The 23,210-nt window shown below is 72.1% G+C and carries 28 protein-coding genes; 19 read left to right on the top strand and 9 right to left on the bottom strand.

What is annotated here, in order from left to right; genetic code table 11:
* Positions 1–4: 4 nt before the first annotated feature.
* On the bottom strand, positions 5–772 hold the full coding sequence (locus FH608_RS44825) for an AraC family transcriptional regulator (protein WP_139637281.1): 768 nt from the start codon (positions 770–772) through the stop codon (positions 5–7).
* A 54-nt stretch (positions 773–826) separates the two neighbouring features.
* Between FH608_RS44825 and FH608_RS44820 the strand changes: the two genes are divergently transcribed.
* Positions 827–1,948 carry an MFS transporter gene (locus FH608_RS44820; protein ID WP_226900470.1) on the top strand — a complete coding sequence of 374 codons (1,122 nt, stop codon included), beginning with the start codon at positions 827–829 and terminating at the stop codon, positions 1,946–1,948.
* A gap of 201 nt (positions 1,949–2,149) precedes the next feature.
* Here FH608_RS44820 and FH608_RS44815 read toward each other — a convergent pair whose 3' ends face one another.
* The 3 genes from FH608_RS44815 to FH608_RS44805 all read right to left on the bottom strand — a co-directional run bounded on the left by FH608_RS44815 (position 2,150) and on the right by FH608_RS44805 (position 4,939).
* Positions 2,150–3,595 (bottom strand): trypsin-like serine peptidase, encoded by a 1,446-nt coding sequence (locus FH608_RS44815; RefSeq protein WP_139637280.1) that lies wholly within the window; start codon positions 3,593–3,595, stop codon positions 2,150–2,152.
* Between the two features lie 99 nt (positions 3,596–3,694).
* The gene (ligD, locus tag FH608_RS44810; protein WP_139637279.1) at positions 3,695–4,696 is read right to left on the bottom strand and encodes a non-homologous end-joining DNA ligase; all 1,002 of its coding nucleotides are present in this window, start codon (positions 4,694–4,696) and stop codon (positions 3,695–3,697) included.
* A 48-nt stretch (positions 4,697–4,744) separates the two neighbouring features.
* Positions 4,745–4,939, bottom strand: coding sequence for a hypothetical protein (locus tag FH608_RS44805; protein ID WP_139637278.1), 195 nt, complete (start codon positions 4,937–4,939; stop codon positions 4,745–4,747).
* Positions 4,940–5,341: 402 nt separating this feature from the next.
* On the opposite strand from FH608_RS44805, the gene hisD reads away from it, so the two are divergent.
* From hisD to hisF, 9 genes are read left to right on the top strand one after another with little or no spacing between them, the layout of a single operon-like run.
* Complete coding sequence (hisD, locus tag FH608_RS44800; protein ID WP_139637277.1) at positions 5,342–6,670, top strand: histidinol dehydrogenase; 1,329 nt, start codon at positions 5,342–5,344, stop codon at positions 6,668–6,670.
* Positions 6,667–7,737: a histidinol-phosphate transaminase gene (locus FH608_RS44795; protein WP_139637276.1), complete on the top strand. Its 1,071-nt coding sequence runs from the start codon at positions 6,667–6,669 to the stop codon at positions 7,735–7,737. The genes hisD and FH608_RS44795 overlap by 4 nt, the downstream gene beginning before the upstream one ends.
* On the top strand, positions 7,734–8,327 hold the full coding sequence (gene hisB / locus FH608_RS44790) for an imidazoleglycerol-phosphate dehydratase HisB (RefSeq protein ID WP_139637275.1): 594 nt from the start codon (positions 7,734–7,736) through the stop codon (positions 8,325–8,327). The genes FH608_RS44795 and hisB overlap by 4 nt, the downstream gene beginning before the upstream one ends.
* A complete protein-coding gene (locus tag FH608_RS52120) occupies positions 8,324–8,479 on the top strand; it encodes a hypothetical protein (RefSeq protein ID WP_193318979.1) in 156 nt (51 codons plus the stop codon). The genes hisB and FH608_RS52120 overlap by 4 nt, the downstream gene beginning before the upstream one ends.
* On the top strand, positions 8,476–9,108 hold the full coding sequence (hisH, locus tag FH608_RS44785; protein ID WP_226900478.1) for an imidazole glycerol phosphate synthase subunit HisH: 633 nt from the start codon (positions 8,476–8,478) through the stop codon (positions 9,106–9,108). Before FH608_RS52120 ends, hisH begins: the two co-directional genes overlap by 4 nt.
* Before the next feature lie 28 nt (positions 9,109–9,136).
* Positions 9,137–9,466, top strand: coding sequence for a hypothetical protein (locus tag FH608_RS44780; protein ID WP_139637273.1), 330 nt, complete (start codon positions 9,137–9,139; stop codon positions 9,464–9,466).
* Positions 9,467–10,189 (top strand): bifunctional 1-(5-phosphoribosyl)-5-((5-phosphoribosylamino)methylideneamino)imidazole-4-carboxamide isomerase/phosphoribosylanthranilate isomerase PriA, encoded by a 723-nt coding sequence (gene priA, locus FH608_RS44775; RefSeq protein ID WP_139637272.1) that lies wholly within the window; start codon positions 9,467–9,469, stop codon positions 10,187–10,189.
* A 21-nt stretch (positions 10,190–10,210) separates the two neighbouring features.
* Entirely contained in the window at positions 10,211–10,621 is a 411-nt protein-coding gene (locus FH608_RS44770) for a Rid family hydrolase (protein WP_139637271.1), read from the top strand.
* Positions 10,618–11,379, top strand: a complete 762-nt coding sequence (gene hisF, locus FH608_RS44765) for an imidazole glycerol phosphate synthase subunit HisF (RefSeq protein ID WP_139637270.1) — start codon at positions 10,618–10,620, stop codon at positions 11,377–11,379. Before FH608_RS44770 ends, hisF begins: the two co-directional genes overlap by 4 nt.
* A 52-nt stretch (positions 11,380–11,431) precedes the next feature.
* On the opposite strand, the gene FH608_RS44760 is transcribed toward hisF, so the two are convergent.
* From FH608_RS44760 to FH608_RS44750, 3 genes are all read right to left on the bottom strand, one after another.
* Positions 11,432–12,793, bottom strand: a complete 1,362-nt coding sequence (locus FH608_RS44760) for a glutamine synthetase family protein (protein ID WP_139637269.1) — start codon at positions 12,791–12,793, stop codon at positions 11,432–11,434.
* A 62-nt stretch (positions 12,794–12,855) separates the two neighbouring features.
* The gene (locus tag FH608_RS44755; protein WP_139637268.1) at positions 12,856–13,071 is read right to left on the bottom strand and encodes a hypothetical protein; all 216 of its coding nucleotides are present in this window, start codon (positions 13,069–13,071) and stop codon (positions 12,856–12,858) included.
* 117 nt (positions 13,072–13,188) lie between these two features.
* Complete coding sequence (locus tag FH608_RS44750) at positions 13,189–13,818, bottom strand: TIGR03085 family metal-binding protein (RefSeq protein WP_139637267.1); 630 nt, start codon at positions 13,816–13,818, stop codon at positions 13,189–13,191.
* Positions 13,819–13,933: 115 nt separating this feature from the next.
* Here FH608_RS44750 and FH608_RS44745 point away from each other — a divergent pair, with 115 nt between their 5' ends.
* Positions 13,934–15,718 carry an ABC transporter ATP-binding protein gene (locus FH608_RS44745; RefSeq protein WP_193318987.1) on the top strand — a complete coding sequence of 595 codons (1,785 nt, stop codon included), beginning with the start codon at positions 13,934–13,936 and terminating at the stop codon, positions 15,716–15,718.
* The gene (locus tag FH608_RS44740) at positions 15,715–17,511 is read left to right on the top strand and encodes an ABC transporter ATP-binding protein (RefSeq protein ID WP_226900469.1); all 1,797 of its coding nucleotides are present in this window, start codon (positions 15,715–15,717) and stop codon (positions 17,509–17,511) included. Before FH608_RS44745 ends, FH608_RS44740 begins: the two co-directional genes overlap by 4 nt.
* Before the next feature lie 97 nt (positions 17,512–17,608).
* On the opposite strand, the gene FH608_RS44735 is transcribed toward FH608_RS44740, so the two are convergent.
* Positions 17,609–17,998, bottom strand: coding sequence for an ATP-binding protein (locus FH608_RS44735; protein WP_139637265.1), 390 nt, complete (start codon positions 17,996–17,998; stop codon positions 17,609–17,611).
* On the bottom strand, positions 17,991–18,815 hold the full coding sequence (locus FH608_RS44730) for an MEDS domain-containing protein (protein WP_139637264.1): 825 nt from the start codon (positions 18,813–18,815) through the stop codon (positions 17,991–17,993). The genes FH608_RS44735 and FH608_RS44730 overlap by 8 nt, the downstream gene beginning before the upstream one ends.
* A gap of 155 nt (positions 18,816–18,970) precedes the next feature.
* Here FH608_RS44730 and FH608_RS44725 point away from each other — a divergent pair, with 155 nt between their 5' ends.
* From FH608_RS44725 to trpC, 7 genes are all read left to right on the top strand, one after another.
* Positions 18,971–19,306: an STAS domain-containing protein gene (locus FH608_RS44725; RefSeq protein WP_139637263.1), complete on the top strand. Its 336-nt coding sequence runs from the start codon at positions 18,971–18,973 to the stop codon at positions 19,304–19,306.
* Between the two features lie 50 nt (positions 19,307–19,356).
* Complete coding sequence (gene hisI, locus FH608_RS44720) at positions 19,357–19,704, top strand: phosphoribosyl-AMP cyclohydrolase (RefSeq protein WP_139637262.1); 348 nt, start codon at positions 19,357–19,359, stop codon at positions 19,702–19,704.
* Between the two features lie 8 nt (positions 19,705–19,712).
* On the top strand, positions 19,713–20,282 hold the full coding sequence (locus tag FH608_RS44715; protein WP_139637261.1) for a Trp biosynthesis-associated membrane protein: 570 nt from the start codon (positions 19,713–19,715) through the stop codon (positions 20,280–20,282).
* Positions 20,283–20,394: 112 nt separating this feature from the next.
* Positions 20,395–21,000 carry a DUF4190 domain-containing protein gene (locus FH608_RS44710; RefSeq protein WP_139637260.1) on the top strand — a complete coding sequence of 202 codons (606 nt, stop codon included), beginning with the start codon at positions 20,395–20,397 and terminating at the stop codon, positions 20,998–21,000.
* Positions 21,001–21,152: 152 nt separating this feature from the next.
* Positions 21,153–21,755 carry a CD225/dispanin family protein gene (locus tag FH608_RS44705; RefSeq protein WP_139637259.1) on the top strand — a complete coding sequence of 201 codons (603 nt, stop codon included), beginning with the start codon at positions 21,153–21,155 and terminating at the stop codon, positions 21,753–21,755.
* A 22-nt stretch (positions 21,756–21,777) separates the two neighbouring features.
* Positions 21,778–22,230, top strand: a complete 453-nt coding sequence (locus FH608_RS44700; RefSeq protein WP_139637258.1) for a DUF2752 domain-containing protein — start codon at positions 21,778–21,780, stop codon at positions 22,228–22,230.
* Between the two features lie 120 nt (positions 22,231–22,350).
* Positions 22,351–23,190, top strand: coding sequence for an indole-3-glycerol phosphate synthase TrpC (trpC, locus tag FH608_RS44695; RefSeq protein WP_139637257.1), 840 nt, complete (start codon positions 22,351–22,353; stop codon positions 23,188–23,190).
* Positions 23,191–23,210: the final 20 nt, after the last annotated feature.

Here is a 23,210-nt window from a genome sequence, read left to right as displayed (position 1 = left end):
GAATCTACATTGTAAAGGCCTTGCCCGGGGTGTACCCGAACGCCCGCCCGAACACGTCGATGAACGCGCTCGCCGACGCCCACCCGCACCTGTGGGCGACCGTGGTCACGGGGACGCCGTCGGCGAGCATCAGGAGCGCGTGGTGCAGGCGCAGCTGCGTGCGCCACTGCGGGAAGCTCATGCCGAGCTCGCGACGGCACAACCGGGCGAGCGTACGGTCGCTGGTGCCCGCTTCGACGGCCAGCTGGGCGAGCGTCCTGCCGTCGGCGGGGTCGCGGTGCAGGATCGCGCAGACGGCGGCCAGCCGGGGATCCCCGGCGGTGGGCAGGTGGAGCTGCTGCTGGGGCGCCCGCCTGAGCCGGTCGAGCAGCACCGCCCACAACCGCGCCCGCTCGCCCCCGTCGCCCGCCTCCCACCGCTCGGCCGGGAGGTGGCCGGGGTCGTCGGCCGTGTAGGCGATGATCAGCTCGCGCAGCAGGGGGCCGACGGCGAGGACGGCGGGGCGGCCGAGGCCCAGGGGATTGTCCCTCAGGCCCACCAGGCGCAGGTCGGTGTCGCCGTGGGCGCGGTGCTCGTGGACGGTGCCGGCCGGGATCCAGATGGCCCGGTTCGCCGGCGCCACCCAGGTGCCCGCGCGGGTGGTGACGGACACCACTCCGCGGCAGGCGTACACGATCTGGTGGGTCTCGTGCCGGTGCGCGTCGATGCCGGCGCCGGGGGCGAGCGGCCGGCGCCCGGTGGGGGCGTCGGGGACGTGGCGGATTTCCGGCATGGGTTGGCATTTTATCGGAAGCGAGCCAGCCCGCCGCCGGGCGATGATCGGTGCGTGAAGAGGATCCCCATGCTCGCGGCCGGTCACGCGGCCGTGGACTTCTACCAGGGCGCCGTGCCCGCGCTCGTGCCGTTCCTGGTGACCGGGCGCGGCTACGGGTACGTCGCGGTCTCCGGCATCGTGCTGGCCGCGACGTTGCTGTCGTCGATCGTGCAGCCGCTGTTCGGCCTGCTGACCGACCGGTGGCGGATGCCGTGGCTGATCCCGTTGAGCATGGTCGTGGCGGGCGCCGGGGTGGCGCTCGGGGGCGTGACGGACTCCTACGTGCTGACCTGGCTGGCCATGGCGCTGTCCGGGCTGGGGGTCGCGGCCTACCATCCGGAGTCCGCGCGGCTGGCGAGGATCGCGAGCGAGGGCGGGCATGTGCGGATGAGCTGGTTCTCGCTGGGCGGGACGCTGGGGTTCGCGTCGGCGCCCGTGCTGGTGACGCCGCTGCTGGCGCGCTGGGGCCTGGACGCCTCGCCGTTCCTGGCGGTGCCGGCCGTGCTGGGGGCGGTGGTGACGCTGCCGACGGTCCTGGCGCTGGCCGGGGGAAAGGGCACGGCGCGGGCCGCGGCGCCGGTGTCCGGCCGGGACGACTGGCCGTCGTTCCTCAGGCTGACGATGGTGATCGTCTTCCGCTCGGTCGTGTACGTCGGGCTGAGCACGTTCGTGGCCCTGCTGATGGGCGGCGGGGCGGCCGGCGCGGTGGCGCTGTTCGTGCTGTTCGGTGGCGGCGCGGTGGGGACGGTGCTGGGCGGCAGGCTGGCGGTCCGGTGGGGGCGGGTGCGCACGATGCGGGTGGCGTACGCGCTGGCGATCGTGGCGGTCGCGGGCGTGGTGCTGGTCTCCGGCCCGCTCGCGTACGTCTTCGTCGCGGCCTCGTCGATCGCGCTGTACATCCCGTTCTCGCTGCACGTCACGCTGGGGCAGGACTTCCTGCCCACGCGGGTGGGCACGGCCGGGGGCGTGACGCTGGGGCTGGCGGTGAGCGTGGGCGGACTGACCAGCCCGGTGGTGGGCGCGCTGGCGGAGGCCATGACGCTGAGGACGGCGCTGGCGTTCCTGATCGCCTTCCCGGCCCTGGCCTGGCTGCTGGTGCGGACGCTGAAGGAGCCCGCTCTGGAGCCCGCGTGACGGGTCCGCCACCCGGACGGGCCGGCGCGCTTTTCACCACCCGGTCGGTCAAGGGTGCGACGTCACGGTCCGCGCCCGCGCGGCCGGGTGGCGTTGAAGTGAGGGCCGGTCGTGACGGCGGCGGGAGGCGCCCTCCCGTGCTTCGCCGTAAAGATGAATGCGCCGTAAAACACGAAAAGGACAGTCACCCGCGAGGGGCGCTCATCGGGTGGGGAGGCGGACGGCGCTGGTGTTGTCGGACGGGGACGGGTCGAGGCGGGTGGAGTCGACGTGCGCGGTGACGCGCGGTGAGCGCCCGGCGCCGCGCCCCACGCGGACCCGCGCCGTGAGCCGCACCGGGCGTCCCGGGCGGACGGCGGCGATCGTGCAGGTGGCCTGCCTGGACGTGCGCTTGCAGGGCGCCCCGTGGACGGACGTCAGGCTCGTCCCCTCCGGCAGGGTGAACGTGACGGGCACCTGCGCCGCGGACATCAGCCCGCGCATGGTCACGGTGGCGGTGACGGTGGCCGTGCCGCCGCGCTTGACCGCGCGCCTCGGGCCCGCGGCCTTGACGGACAGCGCGTCGTAGACGCCGCGCGGGTCAGCGTGCGCGACGATGGCGCCGTAGCCCTCGGCGTTGAGGGCGGTGGCGACGGAGTAGCCGACCTCGATGCCGTCCTCGGTGCCGGCCGACAGTACGCCGACCAGGTCATGGGTGTCCTTGAGCAGCCACGGGCCGCCGCTGTGCCCTTTGAACAGGTGGCAGTTGTGGGTCTCCATCCGGCCGCCGCTCGACGTGGCGCGGAGGCCGGAGGACTGCAGTCCGCCGATCTCCATGAGCCCGCCGGCGGGTTCGGTGTGGCCGAGGCACCAGAGCTGGTCCCTGCCGTCGTACGGGGTCCGACCGGCGATGCCGGGGTAGCCCGTGGTGGTGATGGTGTGCCGGCCGCCTTCGTTGAGCATGGGGGTGAAGGCGCCGACGGCGTCCTGGAGCGTGCGGTCGTTCTTCTTGCCGACCTCGATGAGGGCGATGTCGTAGGGGGAGTTCCAGTCGCCGCCGCTCAGGCCGGTGTAGCCGTCGGGCTTCCACGCGCGCCGGGCGCCCCACCGTCCGTACGGCTCGCGCTGCCGCACGGTGTCGGCCCGCCCGTCGTAGGCGGGGACGAAGGCGAAGTTGGTGTGCCACTGGCCGGTCGCGGAGCCGGGCGGCACCCCGTACACGCAGTGGGCGGCGGTGACGACGAGCAGTTCGGCGGCGGAGCGGACGACGGAGGCGCTGCAGGAGTCGTCGCGCCCACTCGCGTTGACGTAGAAGAGCCGGCCGGTGATCCTGCTGGTCGCGGCGCCGGTGTACGGGCGGCGCACCCGGGCGTAGCCGTTGGCGTCCCCGCCCGGGGTGATCCGCTTGCTGGTGGGCACGCTGCGCCGCCCGGCGCCCATGACGGGCTGGAGCCGGATCTCCGGCAGCTCCGCGGTGCTGGCCTTGGCCTGCTTGCCGGCGGTCCAGTAGCGCACGGCGCGGGCCGGGTGCATCAGGGGGGACGACTCGGCACCCCAGTCCTCGTCCGCGACGGGCGCCGCGGGCCGCGGCGGCTCGACGGCGGAGGCCGGCGCCGTCAGCACGACGCCGGCCAGCGTGGTGAGGGTGGTGACCAGAGCCTTCGACACGGTGTCCCCTTTGCGCGGATCGACAGCTTCTCGATCACTCTAAGTCACGATATAGAGACCTAGTGTAGTTTGGCGTTGCGTGTCGCCCATGGGCGGGGATCAGCCGGTCGCGGTGCCGTGGTCAGGGAGGATCTCCGCCGTGGTGACCTCGTACGGCTCGCGGTCGGGCCGCAGCCCGCGCCACGAGGGGTGGCGCAGCCGTCCGTCGCCGGTGACCTCGGCGTACTGCACCTCTCCGACCAGGCACGGCTCCACCCAGCGCGCGTCCCTGAGGTGCTCGCGCGGCACCGCCTCGTCGAACGGCGGGTCAGGGCGCTCCAGCGGCGCCAGGCGCTCGCCCAGGTCGCGCAGCACGGCCTCGGAGAAGCCGGTGCCGACGTGGCCGACGTACCGCAGCCGCCCGCGCGGGTCGTGGGCGCCGAGCAGGAGCGACCCGATCATCCCCGAGCGCCGCCCGCCCCCGGGCTTCCACCCGCCGACCACGACCTCGACGGTGCGCACGTTCTTGACCTTCGTCCAGTCGGAGCTGCGCCGCCCCGGCCGGTAGGGGGAGCGGGTCCGCTTGCACATGATCCCTTCGAGCCCCAGCTGCCTGGAGGAGTCGAGGGCGAGTTCGGCGTTGTCGGCGAACCAGACCGGCACCTCCCACCGGTAGCCGGGCGTGAAGGTGGTCTCCAGCAGCTCCCTGCGTTCGAGGTACGACCGGGAGACGGTGCTGTCGTCGTCGAGGTGCAGGATGTCGAACGCCATGAACGTCACCGGCACCGATCGGGTCAGCTGCGCGATCGCCGCCTGGTTGCGCTGGTGCATCCGGGCCTGCAGCTGCTCGAAGCTGGGCCGCCCCGCCTCGTCGAAGGCCACGATCTCCCCGTCGATCACGGCCGCGTGCCCGCCGGCGGCGCCCGCCATGAGCTGGAGCTCGGGGTAGGCGGGGGTGACGTCCTTGTTGTTGCGCGACATCAGGCGGACGGTGCCCTCCTGCACGTAGGCGAGGGCGCGCACGCCGTCCCACTTCATCTCGACGGCCCAGTCCGCGCCCTGGACGGAGGCGAGGGAGCCGAGCTGGGCCAGCATCGGCGTGTAGGCGGGCAGCCTGGCCATGGTGCTGGCCGTACCCCGCCCGGTTGATCGACAGTGGCGGGACGGGGTCTACAGATGGTCAAGGGCGCTGTCTTCGACGAGCTCGGCCAGGTCCACGCCGTGGGTGGACAGCTCGGAGACGGTGGCGCAGTAGCCGCGCAGGTACGTCCTGCCGTTGACCTGGTGGGAGACACGCAGCACGGGGCGATCGTCCAAGATGATCGCCTCCACGAGGATGCCGTCAGGGCCCCGCCACTGTCCCACCCGGCAAGAGTAAGGGGCCGGACATAATGGACACGTAATGTGAAAGTAACTCAGATGCCATCGATGGCCGGGTGGTGATGGCCGGCGGCGACACGCGTCCCCGCCCGGCGGGCAAAAAGAACTTGGTGTTTTTCTGGTGTTACGCGTTAGGGGCGGCCGTCCATGGGCAGTGGAGTTGCCTCGGAGCTTTCCCGGCCGTGGCCGTACCCCCGTAACGGTCACGGCGGCTGCCCCGGCAGGCCCGGTCCGGGGTCGCGGCGGCCGTGGGCAACGACGTCGGCGAGCGTCGCCCACGGCCGCCTCATCTTCGAGGGGCCCTTCTCCGCGCGGCCGGCTCCCGGCGCGGCGTCCCGGATAGTGGACAGAACCGGATTCAGCAGGCGGACTCCGTAGACTGTCAGGGTGATTTCCCGTATCGACTTGCGCGGTTCCCTGCCGGCGAACCTGCGCGACGTGCTGCCCCGCGCCGAGCTCGACGTCGAGGCCGCCCTGGAGAAGGTGCGGCCCATCTGCGACGACGTGCGCCATCGCGGGGCGGCAGCCGTACGGGAGCTGACCGCCAGGTTCGACGGCGTCGAGATCGCCACCGCCCGCGTGCCCGCCGAGGCCCTGGAGAAGGCCCTGCGCGAGCTCGGCCCCGAGGTCAGGGCGGCGCTGGAGGAGTCGATCAGGCGGGCCAGGCTGGTCCACCGCGACCAGCGGCGCGCCGACGTCACCACCCAGGTCGTGCCCGGCGGCACCGTGACCGAGCGGTGGGTGCCGGTCGATCGGGTGGGCCTCTACGTCCCCGGCGGCCGCGCGGTCTACCCGTCCAGCGTGGTGATGAACGTCGTGCCGGCGCAGGAGGCCGGCGTCGGGTCGCTGGCCGTGACCAGCCCGGCGCAGAAGGAGCACGGCGGGCTCCCGCACCCCACGATCCTGGCCGCGTGCGCGCTGCTCGGCGTCGACGAGGTCTACTCGGTGGGCGGGGCGCAGGCGGTGGCCATGTTCGCCTACGGCACGGAGGAGTGCCCGCCCGCCACGATGGTGACCGGCCCCGGCAACATCTGGGTGGCGGCGGCCAAGCGGCTGCTCAAGGGCCGCGTCGGCATCGACTCCGAGGCGGGCCCCACCGAGATCGCCATCCTGGCCGACGAGACGGCCGACCCGGTCCACGTGGCCGCCGACCTGATCAGCCAGGCCGAGCACGACGTGATCGCCGCCGCCGTGCTGGTGACCACCAGCGCCGAACTGGCCGACGCGGTCGAGAAGGAGCTGCCCGGGCAGGTCTCGGCCACCCGCCACTCCGAGCGCATCGCCGAGGCCCTGGGCGGGCGACAGTCGGGCATCGTGCTGGTCGACTCGCTCGACGACGGCGTCAAGGTCGTCGACGCCTACGCCGCCGAGCACCTGGAGATCCACACCGCGGACGCCGCGGAGGTCGCCGGGAGGATCCGCAACGCCGGGGCGATCTTCGTGGGCCCCTACGCCCCGGTCTCGCTCGGCGACTACCTCGCCGGCTCCAACCACGTGCTGCCCACGGGCGGCTGTGCCTGCCACTCCAGCGGCCTGTCGGTGCAGTCGTTCCTGCGCGGCATCCACGTCGTCGACTACTCCCGCGACGCGCTCGCGGGCGCGGCGGCCCACGTGTCGGTCCTGGCCGACGCCGAAGACCTGCCGGCCCACGGCGCCGCCGTCCGTGCCCGGTTCGACTGGCAGGTTCCCTCGAACGTTTCCTCGGAGGGCGCGTGAACCTCGACGACCTGCCCATCAGGGACGATCTGCGGGGTAAGTCGCCGTACGGCGCGCCCCAGATCGACGTCCCCGTCCGGCTCAACACCAACGAGAACCCCTACCCGCCCTCGCCTGAGCTGGTCGCCGACCTGGCCGAGGCGGTCCGGGCGAGCGCCGGGGAGCTCAACCGCTATCCCGACAGGGACGCCACGGCGCTGCGCGCCGACCTGGCCGCCTATCTCGGCCACGGCCTGACCACCGAACAGGTGTGGGCCGCCAACGGCTCCAACGAGGTGCTCCAGCAGATCCTGCAGGCGTTCGGCGGCCACGGCCGCACGGCCATCGGGTTCGAGCCGTCCTACTCGATGCACCCGATCATCACCAGCGGCACCAGCACCGAGTGGATCGCGGCGAGCCGCGAGGACGACTTCTCGATCGACCCCGGCAAGGCGACGGCGGCCATCGAGGAGCACCAGCCCGACATCGTGTTCCTGGCCTCGCCCAACAACCCGACCGGCACCGCCCAGCCGATCGAGACCATCGAGGCCGTGCTGGCCGCCGCGCGCGGCATGGTCGTGGTCGACGAGGCCTACGCCGAGTTCGCCCGGCAGGGCACGCCTTCGGCGCTCACCCTGCTGCCGGCGCACCCGAGGCTGATCGTCACGAGGACGATGTCCAAGGCGTTCGCCATGGCGGGCACCCGGCTCGGCTACCTCGCCGCCCACCCGGCCGTGGTGGAGGCGCTGCTGCTGGTGCGGCTGCCGTACCATCTGTCGACGCTCACCCAGGCGGCGGCGCGCGTGGCGCTGCGGCACCGCGCCGAGCTGCTGGGCACGGTCGACGCGCTGCGGCGCGAGCGTGACGACACGGTCGCGTGGCTGCGTTCCAAGGGGCTGGCGGTGGCCGACTCCGACGCGAACTTCGTGCTGTTCGGGCGCTTCCCCGACCGGCGCGCCGTGTGGGAGGGGCTGCTGGAGCGAGGGGTGCTCATCCGCGAGGTGGGCCCGCCACAATGGCTGCGGGTGTCGATCGGCACCGGTGAGGAGATGGCGGCCTTCCGCGCCGCCCTGGAAGGAGTCCTGTGAGTCGCGTAGGCCGCGTCGAGCGCGTCACGAAGGAGACCTCGGTCCTGGTGGAGGTCGGCCTCGACGGCACCGGACGGGTCGAGGTGTCGACCGGGGTCGGCTTCTTCGACCACATGCTGGCCCAGCTCGGCAAGCACGGGCTGTTCGACCTGACGGTCAAGACCGAGGGCGACCTGCACATCGACTCCCACCACACGATCGAGGACACCGCGCTGGCGCTCGGTGCCGCGTTCCGCGAGGCGTTGGGCGACAAGTCGGGCATCCGGCGGTTCGGCAGCGCGTCGTGCCCGCTGGACGAGTCGCTGGCCCAGGTTACGGTCGACCTGTCCGGCCGCCCCTACCTCGTGCACACCGAGCCCGAGGGCATGGCGCCGATGATCGGCCCCGACTACGACACCACGATGACCCGCCACATCCTCGAGTCGCTCGTCGCGCAGGCCGCGATCTGCCTGCACGTCCACGTCCCGTACGGGCGCAACGCCCACCACATCGTGGAGGCCCAGTTCAAGGCCCTGGCCAGGGCGCTGCGCGAGGCGTCAGAGCTCGACCCGCGCGCCACCGGGGTGCCCAGCACCAAGGGCGTCCTATGACCGACAACCTCATCGCCGGGGTGATGGTCTTCCTCGGGCTCTTCCTCATCGGCGGCGTGTTCTCCCTGGCCAAGCAGGGCATCAAGATCGGAGCGGCCCTCTGCGCGGTGGGCGCCGCGATGGCGATCACGGCGGGGGTGCTGTGGTGGTGAAGCCGAACATCGTCGTTCTCGACTACGGCTCGGGCAACCTGCGCTCGGCCGAGCGGGCGCTGGCCAGGGCCGGCGCCGACGTGACCGTCACGCCCGACTTCGACGCCGCGCTCGCCGCCGACGGGCTCGTGGTGCCGGGGGTCGGGGCGTTCGCGGCGTGCATGACGGGGCTCAGGAGCGTCCGCGGCGAGCAGATCATCGGCCGCCGCCTGGCCGGCGGCCGCCCGGTGCTGGGCATCTGCGTCGGCATGCAGATCCTGTTCGCCAGGGGCGTCGAGCACGGCGTGGAGACCGAGGGCTGCGGCGAGTGGCCCGGCACGGTCGAGCGGCTCGACGCGCCCGTGCTGCCCCACATGGGCTGGAACACGGTCAAGGCGCCCGCCGAGAGCGTGCTGTTCGCCGGGCTCGACGCCGCGACCCGCTTCTACTTCGTGCACTCCTACGGCGTGCGCGAGTGGGAGCTGCAGGCCGGCGAGGGGTTCAGGCAGCCGCTCGTCACCTGGGCCGAGCACGGCGTGCCGTTCGTGGCCGCCGTGGAGAACGGCCCGCTCATGGCCACCCAGTTCCACCCGGAGAAGTCCGGCGACGCCGGATCCGCCCTCCTGACGAACTGGCTCGGCACGCTGTGACGGCCTCGACCGCCCGGTCCGGGGCCCCGTGAGCAAGGAGCGCGCGCGCCGCAGAGCCGAGCGGGAGGCCGAGCGGGCGCGCGCGATCCAGGCCAACGAGGAGCGGCAGGCCCGCCGATCGCGCCGCCGCGCCCTCCTGGCCGGGCTGGTCCCGCGCCCGGTGCGCTTCTACCGCCAGGGCGGCCTGATCGCCCGCCGCCGCCGCGCCCAGAACCTCGCGGTCGCGCTGGGCTTCGTCATCGTCCAGGCGATCGTCTGGATGCTGTGGGGCTCGCTGTTCCTCAGCTTCGGCGTGTTCGTCTTCTCGCTGCTGCTCGCGCCTGTTGTCGTGACCCTCGCTTTCGACCGGAGGACCTGAATGTCGCTCGTATTGCTGCCCGCCGTCGACATCATCGACGGCCAGGCCGTGCAACTGGTGCAGGGGGTGGCCGGCACCGAGAAGGGGTACGGCGAGCCGCTCGCCGCCGCGCTGGCCTGGCAGGAGGCGGGTGCCGAGTGGATCCACATGGTCGACCTCGACGCGGCGTTCGGCCGGGGCGGCAACCGCGAGCTGATCGCCGGCGTCATCGGGCGCCTCGACGTGAACGTGGAGCTGTCCGGCGGCATTCGTGACGACGAGTCGCTGGCCGCCGCGCTGGCCACCGGCTGCCGCCGGGTCAACATCGGCACCGCCGCGCTGGAGAAGCCCGACTGGTGCCGCAAGGTCATCGCCGAGCACGGCGACAGGATCGCGGTCGGGCTCGACGTGCGCGGCACCACGCTGGCCGCCCGCGGCTGGACCGAGGAGGGCGGAGACCTGTGGGAGGTGCTCGACCGGCTGGAGGCCGACGGCTGCCCCCGCTACGTCGTCACCGACGTGACCAAGGACGGCATGCTGAAGGGGCCGAACCTCGATCTCTACCGCCGGATCCTGGCCCGTACCGACCGGCCCGTGGTCGCCAGCGGCGGCGTGTCCTCCCTGGATGACCTGGTCGCACTCGCCTCGCTGGTGCCGAGCGGACTGGAGGGCGCCATCGTGGGCAGTGCCCTCTACGCTCACGCGTTCACACTGGAAAACGCGCTTGCCGCGGTACGCGTGTAGTTCTTGCCGGGAGGGGGCGAGATGAGCGTTGGCATCTTCGGCATGGAAAGCACCGGGCGAAGGGTGTTTTCCGGCGGCGTCTGGGAGGAGAGGTACGGCTACGCCCGCGCCGTCATCGCAGGAGACCGAGTGATCGTGTCCGGCTGCACAGCCACGGTCGACGGAGAGGTGCGCCACGTCGGCGACGCCTACAAGCAGAGCCTGACCGCGATGGACATCGCGCTGGAGGCCGTCGTGACAGGCGGCCTGACCTGCGATGACGTGGTCATGGTCCGTTACTATGTGGTGGAGCAGCGCCACTTCGACGTCGTCGGCCGCGCCATCGGCGAGGTCTTCGGCAAGGTGCGCCCCGCCTGCACGGGCGTCCGGGTGGCCGGCCTGGTCGATCCGAGAATGCTGGTCGAGATCGAAATCGAGGCACACCGAGCATGACCGTTGCAGTGAGAGTCATCCCCTGTCTCGACGTCGACGCCGGGCGCGTGGTCAAGGGCGTCAACTTCGAGAACCTGCGCGACGCCGGCGACCCCGTCGAGCTGGCCAGGCGCTACGACGAGGAGGGCGCCGACGAGCTGACCTTCCTCGACATCACCGCCTCGTCCGGCGAGCGCGAGACCATGCTCGACGTCGTGCGCCGGACGGCCGAGCAGGTCTTCATCCCGCTCACCGTCGGCGGCGGCGTGCGCGCCGTCGAGGACGTCGACCGGCTGCTGCGGGCCGGGGCCGACAAGGTGGCGCTCAACACCGCCGCCATCGCCCGTCCCGAACTGCTCACCGAGGCGTCCCGGCGCTTCGGCGCCCAGTGCGTCGTGCTGTCCGTGGACGCCCGCCGCGCGCCCGGCACCCCCAGCGGGTTCGAGGTGACCACGCACGGCGGGCGGCGCGGCACCGGGATCGACGCCGTCGCGTGGGCGGCGCGCGGCGAGGAGCTCGGTGTCGGCGAGATCCTGCTCAACTCGATGGACGGCGACGGCACGCTCGACGGCTACGACCTCGAGATGCTGCGCGCGGTGCGAGCCGCGGTCCGGGTCCCGGTGATCGCCAGCGGCGGCGCCGGGCGCCTGGAGGACTTCCCGCCCGCGGTGGCGGCGGGCGCCGACGCGGTGCTCGCGGCCTCGGTGTTCCACTTCGGCACGCTCAAGATCGCCGAGGTGAAGGACACCCTCCGCCTGGCCGGCCACCCGGTCCGCTGATCCGCACGGTTGCCCACACGGCTGCCCGCGCGAGTTCGCGGGCGGCCGGCGGTCAGAAGACCCGCAGGTGGTGGAAGAGCTCGTAGGCGACGTCCTTGCCGGCGAACGCCGTCGCCTCCGAGCGCTTCACCGCCAGATACGCCGTGCGCCGCAGCGGCCCGAGCGCCTCCATCAGCAGCTCGTCCGACTCCAGCGCGTCCAGCGCCTCGTCCAGGGACGCCGGCAGGCGCGGATACCGGCCGGGCCTAGTGTCCGGGTCGACGTCCACGGCGGCGCCGGGGTCGAGCCGGCGCCGGACGCCGTCCAGGCCGGCGTGGATGACGGCCCCGAGCGACAGGTACGGGTTGGCCGCCGAATCGGAGGGCTTGAACTCCAGGTTGGGCTCGCCGGTCTCGCCGAGCGGGGAACACACCCGTACCGCCGCCTCGCGGTTGTCGGGCCCGTAGACGGCGTACGCGCTTGCCCACGTGCGGGGCGCCAGCCGCCGGAAACCGTTGACGCTGCCGCAGGTCAGCGCGGTCAGGGCGGGCAGGTGGGCGAGCAGGCCGCCGATGAAGGCGTCGCGCACGCCGCCGTCCTCGGCGAACAGGTTGCGGCCGTCGCTCCACAGCGACAGATGCAGGTGGGCGCCGTTGCCGGCCTGGTCGGCCAGGGGCTTGGGGGCGAGCGTGGCCCACAGCTGCATGCGGTGGGCGACCCCGCGCACGGTCTCGCGGTAGAGGACGTGGTTGTCGGCGGCGCGCAGCGCGGGCGCGTGGCGTACGGACAGCTCCTGCTGCCCCGGCCCCAGCTCGGGGTGGTAGTGCTCGACCCGCAGCCCCTGCTGTTCGAGGGCGCGGATGAGCTTGATCGTGTAGTCGTGGGCGGTGTCGAACCCGGCGTTGGCGTAGCAGAGCGAGTCGTCGAGCGGCACGAGCCGGTCGGGGCCGCCGGCCGGGTCGGGCAGGCGGCGGCCGAGCGTGAACTCGGGCTCGAAGGCCGCCAGCAGCGTGTAGCCCTCGGCGGCGAGCTCGGCGACCGCGTCCTTGAGGAAGGTGCGCGGGCAGGCCGCCCACGGCGTGCCGTCCGGCCGGACCAGGTCCGACAGCATCGCGGCGGCCCCTGGCGCGTGGGGGAGCGGCACGTAGGTGGTGGGGTCGGGAAGGATGCGCACCTCGCCCACCGGACCCATGTGCTCGACGTCCTGGAGCTGGTCGAGCATGTTCATCGCCATCATGGCCACCGTGTGCCCGATGCCCGTGGTGAGCCGTTCGGCCAACCGGGACCGGGACGCCGCCTTACCCCGGATCACGCCACCGTGGTCGGCGTAGAGAAAACGGATCAGCTCGATGCCCTCGAGCTCGGCTCGCTCGAGGATCCGCCGCGCGTGAGGATCGAGCTGATTGATCTTGGTGCCGCTCGGGCGATCTCTCATTCTGCCTGCGTAACACGATCCGGGAGCCCGGGGAAGCACCTGGCGCAGACAGAAGCCTCACATCAGGTCAGAACATTGGTAAAGAAGACAGCCAGTTGATTGGCTCCCTGGAGAATTCCATCAAACACTCCGTTGACCGCCGACGCGGCCTCTGCCGGCTTGGTGAACAGGTAGAACACCACGAACGCGACAGCCACGTAGGTGATCACCTTCTTGACCTGCATGGGGGCCTCCTGCAGTCCATTCCCAGCCGTATATACCCGGATCTGGGCGATCATCGGCATCTTCTGTGAAGATGTTCATGATCATAACCGGGGGGCTTCTTTCCTCTGCCATGGTAAGGGCTAGACGTCGGCCGCGAGCCCCTATGACACCGGGATTTCTCTAGATCAGGGCTACATCCCCAGCGGGGCGCCGCGCAGCCGCTCGGCGGCCTCGGGGTCGCCGGTCAGCTCCACCCGGGCGTGCCGCTGCCGGCCGAAGCAGAACATCAGCAGCTCGGCGGCGGGTCCCGTGACCTCCACCCGGGCGCCTCCCCGGGGGCCTCCGAGCGCCACGCCGCCGCCGGAGCGGCGCAGCACCACGCCCACCGGAGCCTTGCGCAGCATCAGCCGGGCGCCGGAGGCGACCCTCTTCCAGATGATCCGTTCCAGGTCCGCCGGCAGCTCCCGGGGCGACCAGCCGGGCTGGGCGCGGCGGACGTCCTCGTGGTGGACGAAGAACTCCATCGTGTTGACGGCGTCGTCGAGGAAGGGCAGCAGCCCGTAGACGCCGCCCGGCCGGCGTACGAGCCCGACCAGCTCGGGGTAGGGGTGCCGGGCCTTGAGCGCGTTCTGCACGGAGGCGGTGTGGCCGGCCAGGGCCTTGACGGCGATGCCGGGCATGGCGTCGGGCCGGCGCTCGCGCAGCACCAGGTGCGCGGCCAGGTCGTAGGTGCTCCAGCCCGTGCACAGGGTCGGCGCGTCGGGGCCGAGCCGGTCGAACAGGTCGCAGAGCGCGGAGCGTTCGTCACGAGCATGAGTCACATGGGCAACCCTACCCGCGGGAATAACGGCAGGATCTGGAGTGATAGGGACTTAGGTAGATATGGCAGATTGAAGGGATCATATCCGCGTGGCGACCAAGGTCACCTCGGCCGTGATGCGTCAAGGGCTCCGCGTCCTTGGGGTGGCCGTTCGCACGGAGAAGGCCGTGTTCACGCTGGCGGTGCTCGCCAGCGCCGTCTACGGCGGCATGACCGTGGCGTCCGCCTGGGCGCTCGGCTGGGCCACGCAGTACGTGGTGCAGCCCGCGTTCGCCCAGGGCGACGTCGCCTCGGGGGCGATGTGGACGGGAACGTTCCTCATCCTCGGCGCGGCCCTGCTCAAGGCTTTCGGCGTGGCGGGGCGGCGCATCCTGGCCGGCGTCATCCAGTACCGCATGCAGGCCAGGTCGCGCAGGGACGTGACCAAGCAGTACCTGCGGCTGCCGCTGTCGTGGCACCACCAGCACCCCACCGGGCAGCTGCTGTCGAACGCCAGCGCCGACGCCGAGGCCGCCTGGGCGCCGCTCGCGCCGCTGCCGATGGCCGTGGGCGTCATCGTCATGCTGGTCACCGCGGCGGTCGCGATGCTGTTCACGGACCTCGTGCTCGCCCTGGTGGGTTTCCTGATTTTTCCGGCGATCGCCGTACTTAACCTGATCTATCAGCGCAAGCTCAGCCCGCTCGCCACCCGCGCCCAGCAGCTGCGCGCCGAGGTCAGCGAGATCGCCCACGAGAGCTTCGACGGCGCGCTCGTCGTCAAGACCCTCGGCAGGGAGGAGCTGGAGACCGACCGGTTCCGGCGGCGCGCCCACGAGCTGCGCGACGCCAACATCGCCGTCGGGCGCGTGCGCGGGCTGTTCGACCCGCTGCTGGAGGCGCTGCCCACGATCGGCGTGCTCGCGGTGCTCGCCGTCGGCGCGATGCGGCTGTCGGGCGGCTCCATCGACTCCGGCGACCTGGTGCAGGTGGCGTACCTGTTCACGTTGCTGGCCTTCCCCATCAGGGCGCTCGGCTGGGTGCTGGCCGAGCTGCCGCGCAGCGTCGTCGGCTGGCAGCGGGTGCAGGCCGTGCTGGACGCGACCGGCTCGATGGAGTACGGCCGCGCCTCGGCCGGCTCGACCACCCCCGCCGCGCTGGAGGTCAGCGGCGTCTCGTACGCGTACGGCGAGGCGGAAGTGCTGCACGACGTCACCTTCGACGTGCCCGCCGGCCGTACCGTCGCCCTGGTGGGCCCCACCGGATCGGGCAAGTCCACGCTCGTGCAGCTGCTGGTCCGGCTCGTGGACCCCGACGCGGGGCAGGTGCTGCTCGACGGCGTGGACCTGCGCGAGCTGGCCTACGGCGGCATCGCCGAGTCGGTGGCGCTCGTGCCGCAGCAGACGTTCCTGTTCGACGACAGCGTGCGCGGCAACATCGCGCTCGGGCTGGACGCCGCCGACGAGGATGTGTGGGCCGCGCTGCGCCTGGCGCAGGCGGAGGGCTTCGTCGCCCGGCTCGCCGACGGGCTCGACACCCGGGTCGGCGAGCGCGGCGCGTCGCTGTCCGGCGGCCAGCGCCAGCGGCTCGCGCTGGCCCGCGCGGTCGTGCGCCGGCCGCGCCTGCTCATCCTCGACGACGCCACCTCCAGCGTGGACCCGCAGGTCGAGGCCAAGATCCTGTACGGGCTGCGGGACGCCGCCGAGGCGTCGACCGTCGTGGTCGTCGCCTACCGGATGGCCACGATCGCCCTGGCCGACGAGGTCGTCTACCTCGACCACGGCCGCATCGTGGACCGCGGCACGCACGACGAACTCCTCCTGCGCTGCGCCGGCTACCGCAACCTGGTGACCGCCTACGAGCGCGAGGAGGCCGAGCGGGCCGCCATGGAGCTGCCGGTGGAAGAGGAAGGGGTCAGCGCGTGACGGCGCAGGGCATCCAGGCGCAGGGCATCCAGACCAACGCGGAGCGCTCCGCGCTGGCCACGATCAAGCGGGGGCTCGCGCTGACCCCCGAGTTCCGCAAGGGGCTCGCGGGCACGCTGGCGCTGGCCGTCGTCGCCACCGCCGGCAAGATCATCGTGCCGATCGCGGTGCAGCAGACGATCGACACCGGGCTCAAGGGCGGCTCCCCGGACATCCCGTACATCACCCGGGCCGTCCTGGTGTGCGCCGCCGCCGTGGTGCTGACGGCGCTGGCCGCGTACATCATGAACGTGCGCCTCTACAAGGCGACCGAGTCGTCCCTGGCGACCCTGCGCGTGCGCGGCTTCCGCCACGTGCACGACCTGTCGGTGCTCACCCAGAACAGCGAGCGGCGCGGCGCCCTGGTCTCGCGGGTCACCAACGACATCGACCAGATCAGCAACTTCATGCAATGGGGCGGGCTGATGATCATCGTGGCGTTCGGCCAGCTGTTCGTGGCCACCGTCCTGATGTTCGTCTACTCCTGGCAGCTCACCCTGCTGGTCTGGGCCTGCTTCGTCCCGCTGATCATCGCTCTGCCGCGCTTCCAGCGGCTGCTGTCCCGGGCGTACACGGTGGTGCGCGAGCGCACCGGCGACATGCTGGCGGCGGTCAGCGAGTCCGTCGTCGGGGCCGCCGTCATCAGGGCGTACGCCTCCGAGCGCCGCACCGCCGAGCGCATCGACAAGGCCGTGAACGCCAACCGCAGCGCCCAGGTCAGGGCCCAGACCATCGTCGGCTTCGTCTTCCCGCTGACCGAGATCGTGGCCGCCCTCGCCATCGCCGGGATCGTGCTGCTCGGCGTGCGGCTCGGCCTGTCGGGCGAGATCACGCAGGGCGAGCTGGTGGCGTTCCTGTTCCTGGTCACGCTGTTCGTCTCGCCGCTGCAGACCGCCACCGAGGTGCTGAACGAGGCGCAGAACGCGGTCGCGGGCTGGCGGCGCATCCTCGGCGTGATCGACACCCCGCCCGACGTGGCCGACCCCGGCGACGATGGCGTGGAGCTGCCCCGCGGCCCCATCTCGGTCTCCTTCGACGACGTCCACTTCTCCTATCCCGGCGGCACGCCCGTGCTGCGCGAGATCACGCTGGAGATCCCGCCGCGCTCCCGGGTCGCCGTGGTGGGGGAGACGGGATCGGGCAAGACCACGTTCGCCAAGCTCCTGACCCGCCTCATGGACCCGGTCTCGGGGCGGGTCACGGTGGACGGCCACGACCTGCGCGACGTGCGCTTCTCCTCGCTGCGCGAGCGGATCGTCATGGTGCCGCAGGACGGCTTCCTGTTCGACGGGACGCTGGAGGAGAACATCCGCTACGGCAAGCCGTCGGCCACCACCGAGGAGATCGGGCTGGCGATGACCGAGCTCGGCCTGGCCGACTGGCTGGAGGGCCTGCCCGCCGCACTCGACACGCCCGTGGGCCAGCGCGGCGAGTCGCTGTCGGCGGGCGAGCGCCAGCTCGTCGCGCTCGCCCGCGCCTACCTCGCCGATCCCGACCTGCTCCTGCTGGACGAGGCCACCTCCGCGGTGGACCCGGCCACGGAGGTACGGATCGCGCGGGCGCTGGAGGGCGTCACGCGCGGACGCACGGCCATCTCGATCGCCCACCGCCTGTCGACCGCGGAGAACGCCGACGAGGTGCTGGTCTTCGACGCGGGCCGCCTGGTGCAGCGCGGGCCGCATGCCGAGCTGGTCACGCAGGAAGGCGTGTACGCCGACCTGCACGCCTCCTGGGTCTCGGCCGCGCACTCCTGACCAGCCTGTTCGCGGCGGCTCCTGATCAGCCGTGCGCGGCGGTTCATGGTCAGCCGTCGGCGGCGGTTCATGGTCAGCGGTCGGTGGCGGTTCATGGTCAGCGGTCCACGGCGGCGAAGGTCACCGTCGTGCCGCCCGGCCCCGAGACGATCATGATGTCGGCGCACAGCATCCGGGTCAGCCACAGCCCCCGCCCGCGGAACTCCAGCCCCGCGGGCGGGCGCATGTCGCTCATCCACCCCGGCGACAGCCCCGGCCCCTCGTCGGTCACCTCGCACCACAGCCGCCCGTCGTGCGACCACAGCCGCAGCCGGCCGTACCCCCCGCCGTGGATGACCGCGTTGGTGGTGATCTCGTTGACCGCCAGCACGAAGTCCTCCAGCCGCCTGCCGCTCAGCCCTTCGTGGGCGGCGTGCTCGGCGACCACCCGGCGAAGCAGCGTGATGCGCCCGCGCGCGAAGCTCGCGCGCAGCACCTGTCTACCCATCGGCCACCCGGCGGACGGTGACGAACTCGTCCGCCCTGATCAGCCGCAGCACCCTGGCCGTGGACTCGCCGCACACCACCACGGTGGACCCGCGCGGCCTGGCCATGGCGGTGACCGTCAGCAGCTGCGCCGAGCCGGCGTCGATGAAGTCGAGCCCGGACGCGTCGATCACCACCTCGGCGGGGTCCCTCTCCAGCCGCGCCAGCAGCGACGCGAACGCCGGCCGGTTGGTCAGGTCGATGTCGCCCCACAGGCGCAGGCCGCCGGGCTCGGTGGCGAAGCGCAGCAGCGCCTGCTCCGGCGTGATCGGATGCACGGACGTGGCCCGGTCGATGGCCTCGCGCGGGAACAGGGCGCGGTCGTACTGGCACACCGCCGCCAGCCATCGCTCGCCGAACAGCTCGTTGACCGCCGCCTCGAACGCCGCCTGCGCGGGCGCGTCGCGCAGCCCCCACGAGGCGTCGATCAGGGCGTACACGCCGTGCTGGCCGTGCCTGCGGGCCCGCGCGTGCGCGCTGGCCAGCCCGCACCTGACCCGCTCGGGGTCGAGGCAGCCGTCGGTGAAGTGGGTGTCGGCGCAGGCCAGGATCTCGACCTGGCCCGCCGACTCGGCGTCGGCGAACCCCGGCACGAGCGGCGCCAGCCACGTCCGCGTCCGCTCGGGGCTGTCGGAGTGCGTGATGATGATCACCCTGGTGCGGCGGCGCAGCCCGTTCAGCGTGAAGGCCCTCGTGGCCGCCATCCGCTCGCGCTCTCCGTCGAACGGCAGGCACACGTGATCTCCCAGATCGGGATCGAGGACGGAGCCCTGCACCACGATGGTGTCCTCCCTGCGCGTGTCGCGCCCCCGAAGCTACTCCGTCCGGCGTCATCACGTACCGCATTCTCAGCAAAACCTACCGTGACGCACCGCAGACCGGTGTACCTTTTCGGCGGGGGCCGCCCACGGGAGGGGTCATGAGGAGCATGGGCGTGGATATCCTGCGGATGACGCGGCGTCAGCACGGCGATCTCGTGGTCGTCAGCCTGGCGGGAGAGGTCGACGTCGACAACGTGTCGCAGGTCCGGGCGTGCCTCGACGAGGCGGCGTCCGCGGTCAGGCCGCGGCTGGTGGTCGATCTGACGGGGCTGACCTTCATCGACACGACCGGGCTCGGGGTCCTGGTGCGCCAGTTGGCCACGCTGCGCGACCGTGACGGCACGATGGCCCTGGTGGCGCCGGACGGCCAGGTGCTGCGGCGGCTGCGCCGTACGAACCTGGCGCCGTTGTTCCCGATTTACGACACCCTCTCCCAAGCCCTCGCCTGAGGCGGTGCGGCGGTGGCAGGGGCGGCGGGGCGGGCTGGTTGAATGGAGGCATGTCCCTCGATCCCAAGGTGGCGGCGCGGCTGAAGCGCAACCCCGACGGCCTCGTCGCCGCGATCGTGCAGCAGCACGACACCGGTGAGGTGCTCATGCTGGCGTGGATGAACGACGAGGCGCTGCATCGCACGCTCACCACCGGCAGGGCCACCTACTGGTCGCGCAGCCGCGACGAGCTCTGGGTCAAGGGCGACACCTCGGGCCACGTCCAGCACGTCAAGTCGGTAGCGCTCGACTGCGACGGCGACACCCTCCTCGTCAAGGTCGACCAGGTCGGCGGCGCCTGCCACACCGGTGACCGCACGTGCTTCGACGCCGACCGGCTCGAGATCGCGCTGGGTTAGCGGTTCACATGGGGCACAGAGAGCTGTGGGCCTGGGTCGGGGCGACCGCGCTGGGATGCGCGCTCGTGCTGCTGGCCGGTGGCCAGGTCTGGGTACGCGTGCAGGAGCCGTCCGGCGTGGCCGCGCCCACCGGCGGCGACCTCAGCCCGGTGCTGACGCCCGTGGCCCTGGCCGGGCTGGCCGGGATCGTCGCCGTGCTCGCCACCAAGGGCCTCGGGCGGCGCGCCGTCGGAGCGCTGATCGCCCTGTGCGGGGCCGGCGCGGCGGCCGGGACGTGGACGGCGCTGGGCGACGACACCGTGGCCGGCTGGCTGGGCGAGCACAACGTGCTGCACGGCGCGACCGGTCTGCCCTGGGAGGCCGCGCCGCTGTGGCCGGCCGTCGCCGCCGCCGGAGCGGTCCTCATGATCGCCGGCGGTGTCCTGGCCGTCGTGCGCGGCGGCAGGTGGGCGGGCATGTCGGCCCGCTACGACAGGGCCGGCGGCAGGGCCGGTGACAGGGCCCGCGCCCAGGTCACGGAGGACCGGGCCCTGTGGGACGCGCTCGACCGCGGAGACGACCCCACGGATCGGCGCTGACCTCCGGGCTATGACGATTTCTTCACTGTTCTGAGTCCTCTGTCCGCTTGGCAATCGTTTCCTCAATAAGCTGCCGTTGCAACTCGCCACGAACAGTTGAGGAGCCAGGCGCATGAGCTACGGGGATCAGGGCGGCAACGGCGGGTACGGCGCGCAGCCACCCGGCGGCGGCTACGGCCAGCAGCCCCCGTCCGGGGCGGGATACGGGGGCCAGCCGTCCGAGGGCTATGGGCAGCAGCCACCGAGCGGCGGCGGCTACGGTCAGGGCGGATACGGGGAGCAGCCGCCCGGCTATTCGCAGGAGCAGCCGCTCGGCTACGGCCAGCAGCCGCCGAGCGCCGGAGGCTACGGCCAGCAGCCGCCGAGCTACGGCGGCTACGCGCAGCAGGGCTACGGGCAGGGCTACGGCCAGGCGTACGGGCAGCCAGGTTACGGCTACGCCCCGCCCAGGTCCACCAACGGCATGGCGGTGGCCTCGCTCGTGCTGGGCATCATCGGGCTGGTCTTCTGCGGCCTGACCAGCATCCCCGGCGTGATCCTCGGCCACATCGCCCTCAACCGGATCAAGAAGACCGGCGAGGAGGGCTCGGGCATGGCCATCGGCGGCCTCGTCACGTCGTACATCACCGTGGTGATCTGGGTGCTGTGCTGGTTGATCTTCGGCGGGATGCTGCTGTCGGTCCTCACCTTCGGCGCCGCCGCGTCCTCGTACGAGTGATAGGAGCGGCCGCCGTAGGCGGACAGTGACGGGCCGCTTGCGGTCCGATCACGAATCGTCCGCAAAGTGGTCGTTTTTCAACGTAGATGTCGCATTGTCGCTACGCTGCCACGCGCAACTCGGTACAGATGATGACATGAGGGGTCATTAGCATGACTTACGGAAACCAGGGCGACGGAGGCTACGGCTCCCAGCCCCCCGGCGGCGGCTACGGCCAGCAGCCGCCCGGCGGCGGGTACGGGCAGCAGCCCCCGAGCGGTGGCGGCGGGTACGGCCAGCAGCCCCCGAGCGGTGGCGGTTACGGTCAGCAGCCTCCTTCCGGTGGTGGCTACGGCCAGCAGCCCCCGAGCGGCGGCGGCTATGGTCAGCAGCCTCCCTCCGGCGGCGGCTACGGCGACTACGGGCAGCAGCCCCCCTCCGGCGGCGGCTACGGCGGTTACGGCCAGCAGCCCCCCGGCGGCGGCTACGGCCAGCCCCCCGGCGGCAACCCGCCGGACAACCACCTGGTCCCGGCCATCCTGACCACGCTGTTCTGCTGCCTGCCGCTCGGCATCGTGGCGATCGTCAAGTCCTCGCAGGTCAACTCGAAGTGGCAGATCGGCGACTACCAGGGCGCCGTGCAGGCCTCGGAGGAGGCCAAGACCTGGTGGAAGCGGACCCTGATCGCGGGCATCATCTGGTGGGTGCTGATCATTCTCTTCTACGTCGTGGTGTTCGTGCTCCTGGCGTCCAGCGTCCCGAGCTCGTCGTACTGATCGGGAGAGGGATACTGGAAGCATGAGCATGGCAACCACCGAGTGGCGCGGCACGACCCGGTTCAAGGGGCTGCTCGCGCCGCTCGGTGTTGCGGGCGCGACCGGCGCCGTGTTCGCGTTCGTCGGCCTGGTCGACCCCAACCAGCCCGGCCACTATCCGACCTGCCCGTTCCTGTGGATCACCGCCGAGATCAGCGGCGGGCCGGGGCTCTTCTGCCCGGGCTGCGGCACGCTGCGCACCATCCACGCCCTCGCGCACTTCGACCCGGTCACCGCGCTCGGGCTCAACCCCCTGGCCGTGGTCACGATCCCGTTCCTGCTCTTCTGGTGGGGCAGATGGGTCGTGCGCGCCTGGCAGGGCCGGCCCAGGCGCACCACGCTCGCCCATCCGGCGTGGCTGTGGGCGTTCATCGGCGTCGTCATGGTCTACTGGGTCGTCCGAAACCTGCCTTTCGGAGCGTTCCTAGCTCCGTAGTCAGGGGCCTGTGGTGAGGTGACCCCACCCAGGCCGATACCATCGCAGGACAAGGCAGAGAGCGGACGCGATGCGAACTCTCCGCCGCCCCCAACTGTCGACCGGAGGGACCTCAAGCGCGTGACTGAGCGGACGGAAGGGCCGAGTGTCCTCGACGGCATCCTCGACGGAGTGCGGGCCGACCTCGCCGCACGTCAGCAGGCCGTGTCCATCGACGAGCTCAAGCGGCAGGCGCAGCGGGCCCAGGCCCCCAGGGACGCGATGGCCGCGCTCGGGGGCGACAGGATCTCGGTCATCGCGGAGGTGAAGCGGTCGAGCCCCTCCAAGGGGGCGCTGGCCGCGATCGCCGACCCGGCGGGCCTGGCGGCCGACTACGAAGAGGGCGGCGCCCACGTCATCAGCGTGCTGACCGAGCGGCGCAAGTTCGGCGGCAGCCTCGAGGATCTCGCGGCCGTCCGCACCCGCGTCGACATCCCGATCCTGCGCAAGGACTTCATCCTGACCTCCTACCAGCTGTGGGAGGCCAGGGCCCACGGCGCCGACCTGGCGCTGCTGATGGTCGTCTGCCTCGAGCAGGAGGCCCTCGTGTCGCTGATCGAGCGGGCCGAGTCCATCGGGCTCACCCCGCTGGTCGAGGTGCACACCGAGGAGGAGCTCGACCGCGCGGTCGCCGCCGGCGCCCGGGTCATCGGGATCAACGCCCGCAACCTCAAGACACTCGAGGTCGATCGCGAGGTCTTCACGAAGCTGGCGCCGAAGATCCCCGATAATGTGCTCAAGATTGCCGAGTCGGGCGTGCGCGGCCCGCACGACCTGCTCGCCTACGCCAGGGCCGGCGCCGACGCCGTCCTGGTGGGGGAGAGCCTGGTCACCGGCAAGGACCCGCGCAAGGCGGTGGAGGCGCTGGTGACCGCCGGCGCTCACCCATCGACGCGCCCCGACCACTCAGCAGAGGGATAGCAGTGGCACACGAAGGCTCC

Source organism: Nonomuraea phyllanthi (assembly GCF_006334985.2).
GTDB lineage: Bacteria > Actinomycetota > Actinomycetes > Streptosporangiales > Streptosporangiaceae > Nonomuraea > Nonomuraea phyllanthi.
Note: the sequence above shows the minus strand (reverse complement) of the source record. Positions and strands in the feature narration are given on the sequence as shown.

What these genes read in the sequence shown, in the direction of transcription:
- FH608_RS44825 (WP_139637281.1), bottom strand. Translation starts at nt 772, where the DNA reads ATGCCGGAAATCCGCCACGTCCCCGACGCCCCCACCGGGCGCCGGCCG.
- ligD (WP_139637279.1), bottom strand. Translation starts at nt 4,696, where the DNA reads ATGGCCAGGCTGCCCGCCTACACGCCGATGCTGGCCCAGCTCGGCTCC.
- FH608_RS52120 (WP_193318979.1), top strand. Translation starts at nt 8,324, where the DNA reads ATGACCGACAACCTCATCGCCGGGGTGATGGTCTTCCTCGGGCTCTTC.
- priA (WP_139637272.1), top strand. Translation starts at nt 9,467, where the DNA reads ATGTCGCTCGTATTGCTGCCCGCCGTCGACATCATCGACGGCCAGGCC.
- FH608_RS44770 (WP_139637271.1), top strand. Translation starts at nt 10,211, where the DNA reads ATGAGCGTTGGCATCTTCGGCATGGAAAGCACCGGGCGAAGGGTGTTT.
- hisF (WP_139637270.1), top strand. Translation starts at nt 10,618, where the DNA reads ATGACCGTTGCAGTGAGAGTCATCCCCTGTCTCGACGTCGACGCCGGG.
- FH608_RS44760 (WP_139637269.1), bottom strand. Translation starts at nt 12,793, where the DNA reads ATGAGAGATCGCCCGAGCGGCACCAAGATCAATCAGCTCGATCCTCAC.
- FH608_RS44755 (WP_139637268.1), bottom strand. Translation starts at nt 13,071, where the DNA reads ATGATCGCCCAGATCCGGGTATATACGGCTGGGAATGGACTGCAGGAG.
- FH608_RS44745 (WP_193318987.1), top strand. Translation starts at nt 13,934, where the DNA reads ATGCGTCAAGGGCTCCGCGTCCTTGGGGTGGCCGTTCGCACGGAGAAG.
- FH608_RS44735 (WP_139637265.1), bottom strand. Translation starts at nt 17,998, where the DNA reads ATGGGTAGACAGGTGCTGCGCGCGAGCTTCGCGCGCGGGCGCATCACG.
- hisI (WP_139637262.1), top strand. Translation starts at nt 19,357, where the DNA reads ATGTCCCTCGATCCCAAGGTGGCGGCGCGGCTGAAGCGCAACCCCGAC.
- FH608_RS44715 (WP_139637261.1), top strand. Translation starts at nt 19,713, where the DNA reads ATGGGGCACAGAGAGCTGTGGGCCTGGGTCGGGGCGACCGCGCTGGGA.
- FH608_RS44710 (WP_139637260.1), top strand. Translation starts at nt 20,395, where the DNA reads ATGAGCTACGGGGATCAGGGCGGCAACGGCGGGTACGGCGCGCAGCCA.
- FH608_RS44705 (WP_139637259.1), top strand. Translation starts at nt 21,153, where the DNA reads ATGACTTACGGAAACCAGGGCGACGGAGGCTACGGCTCCCAGCCCCCC.
- FH608_RS44700 (WP_139637258.1), top strand. Translation starts at nt 21,778, where the DNA reads ATGAGCATGGCAACCACCGAGTGGCGCGGCACGACCCGGTTCAAGGGG.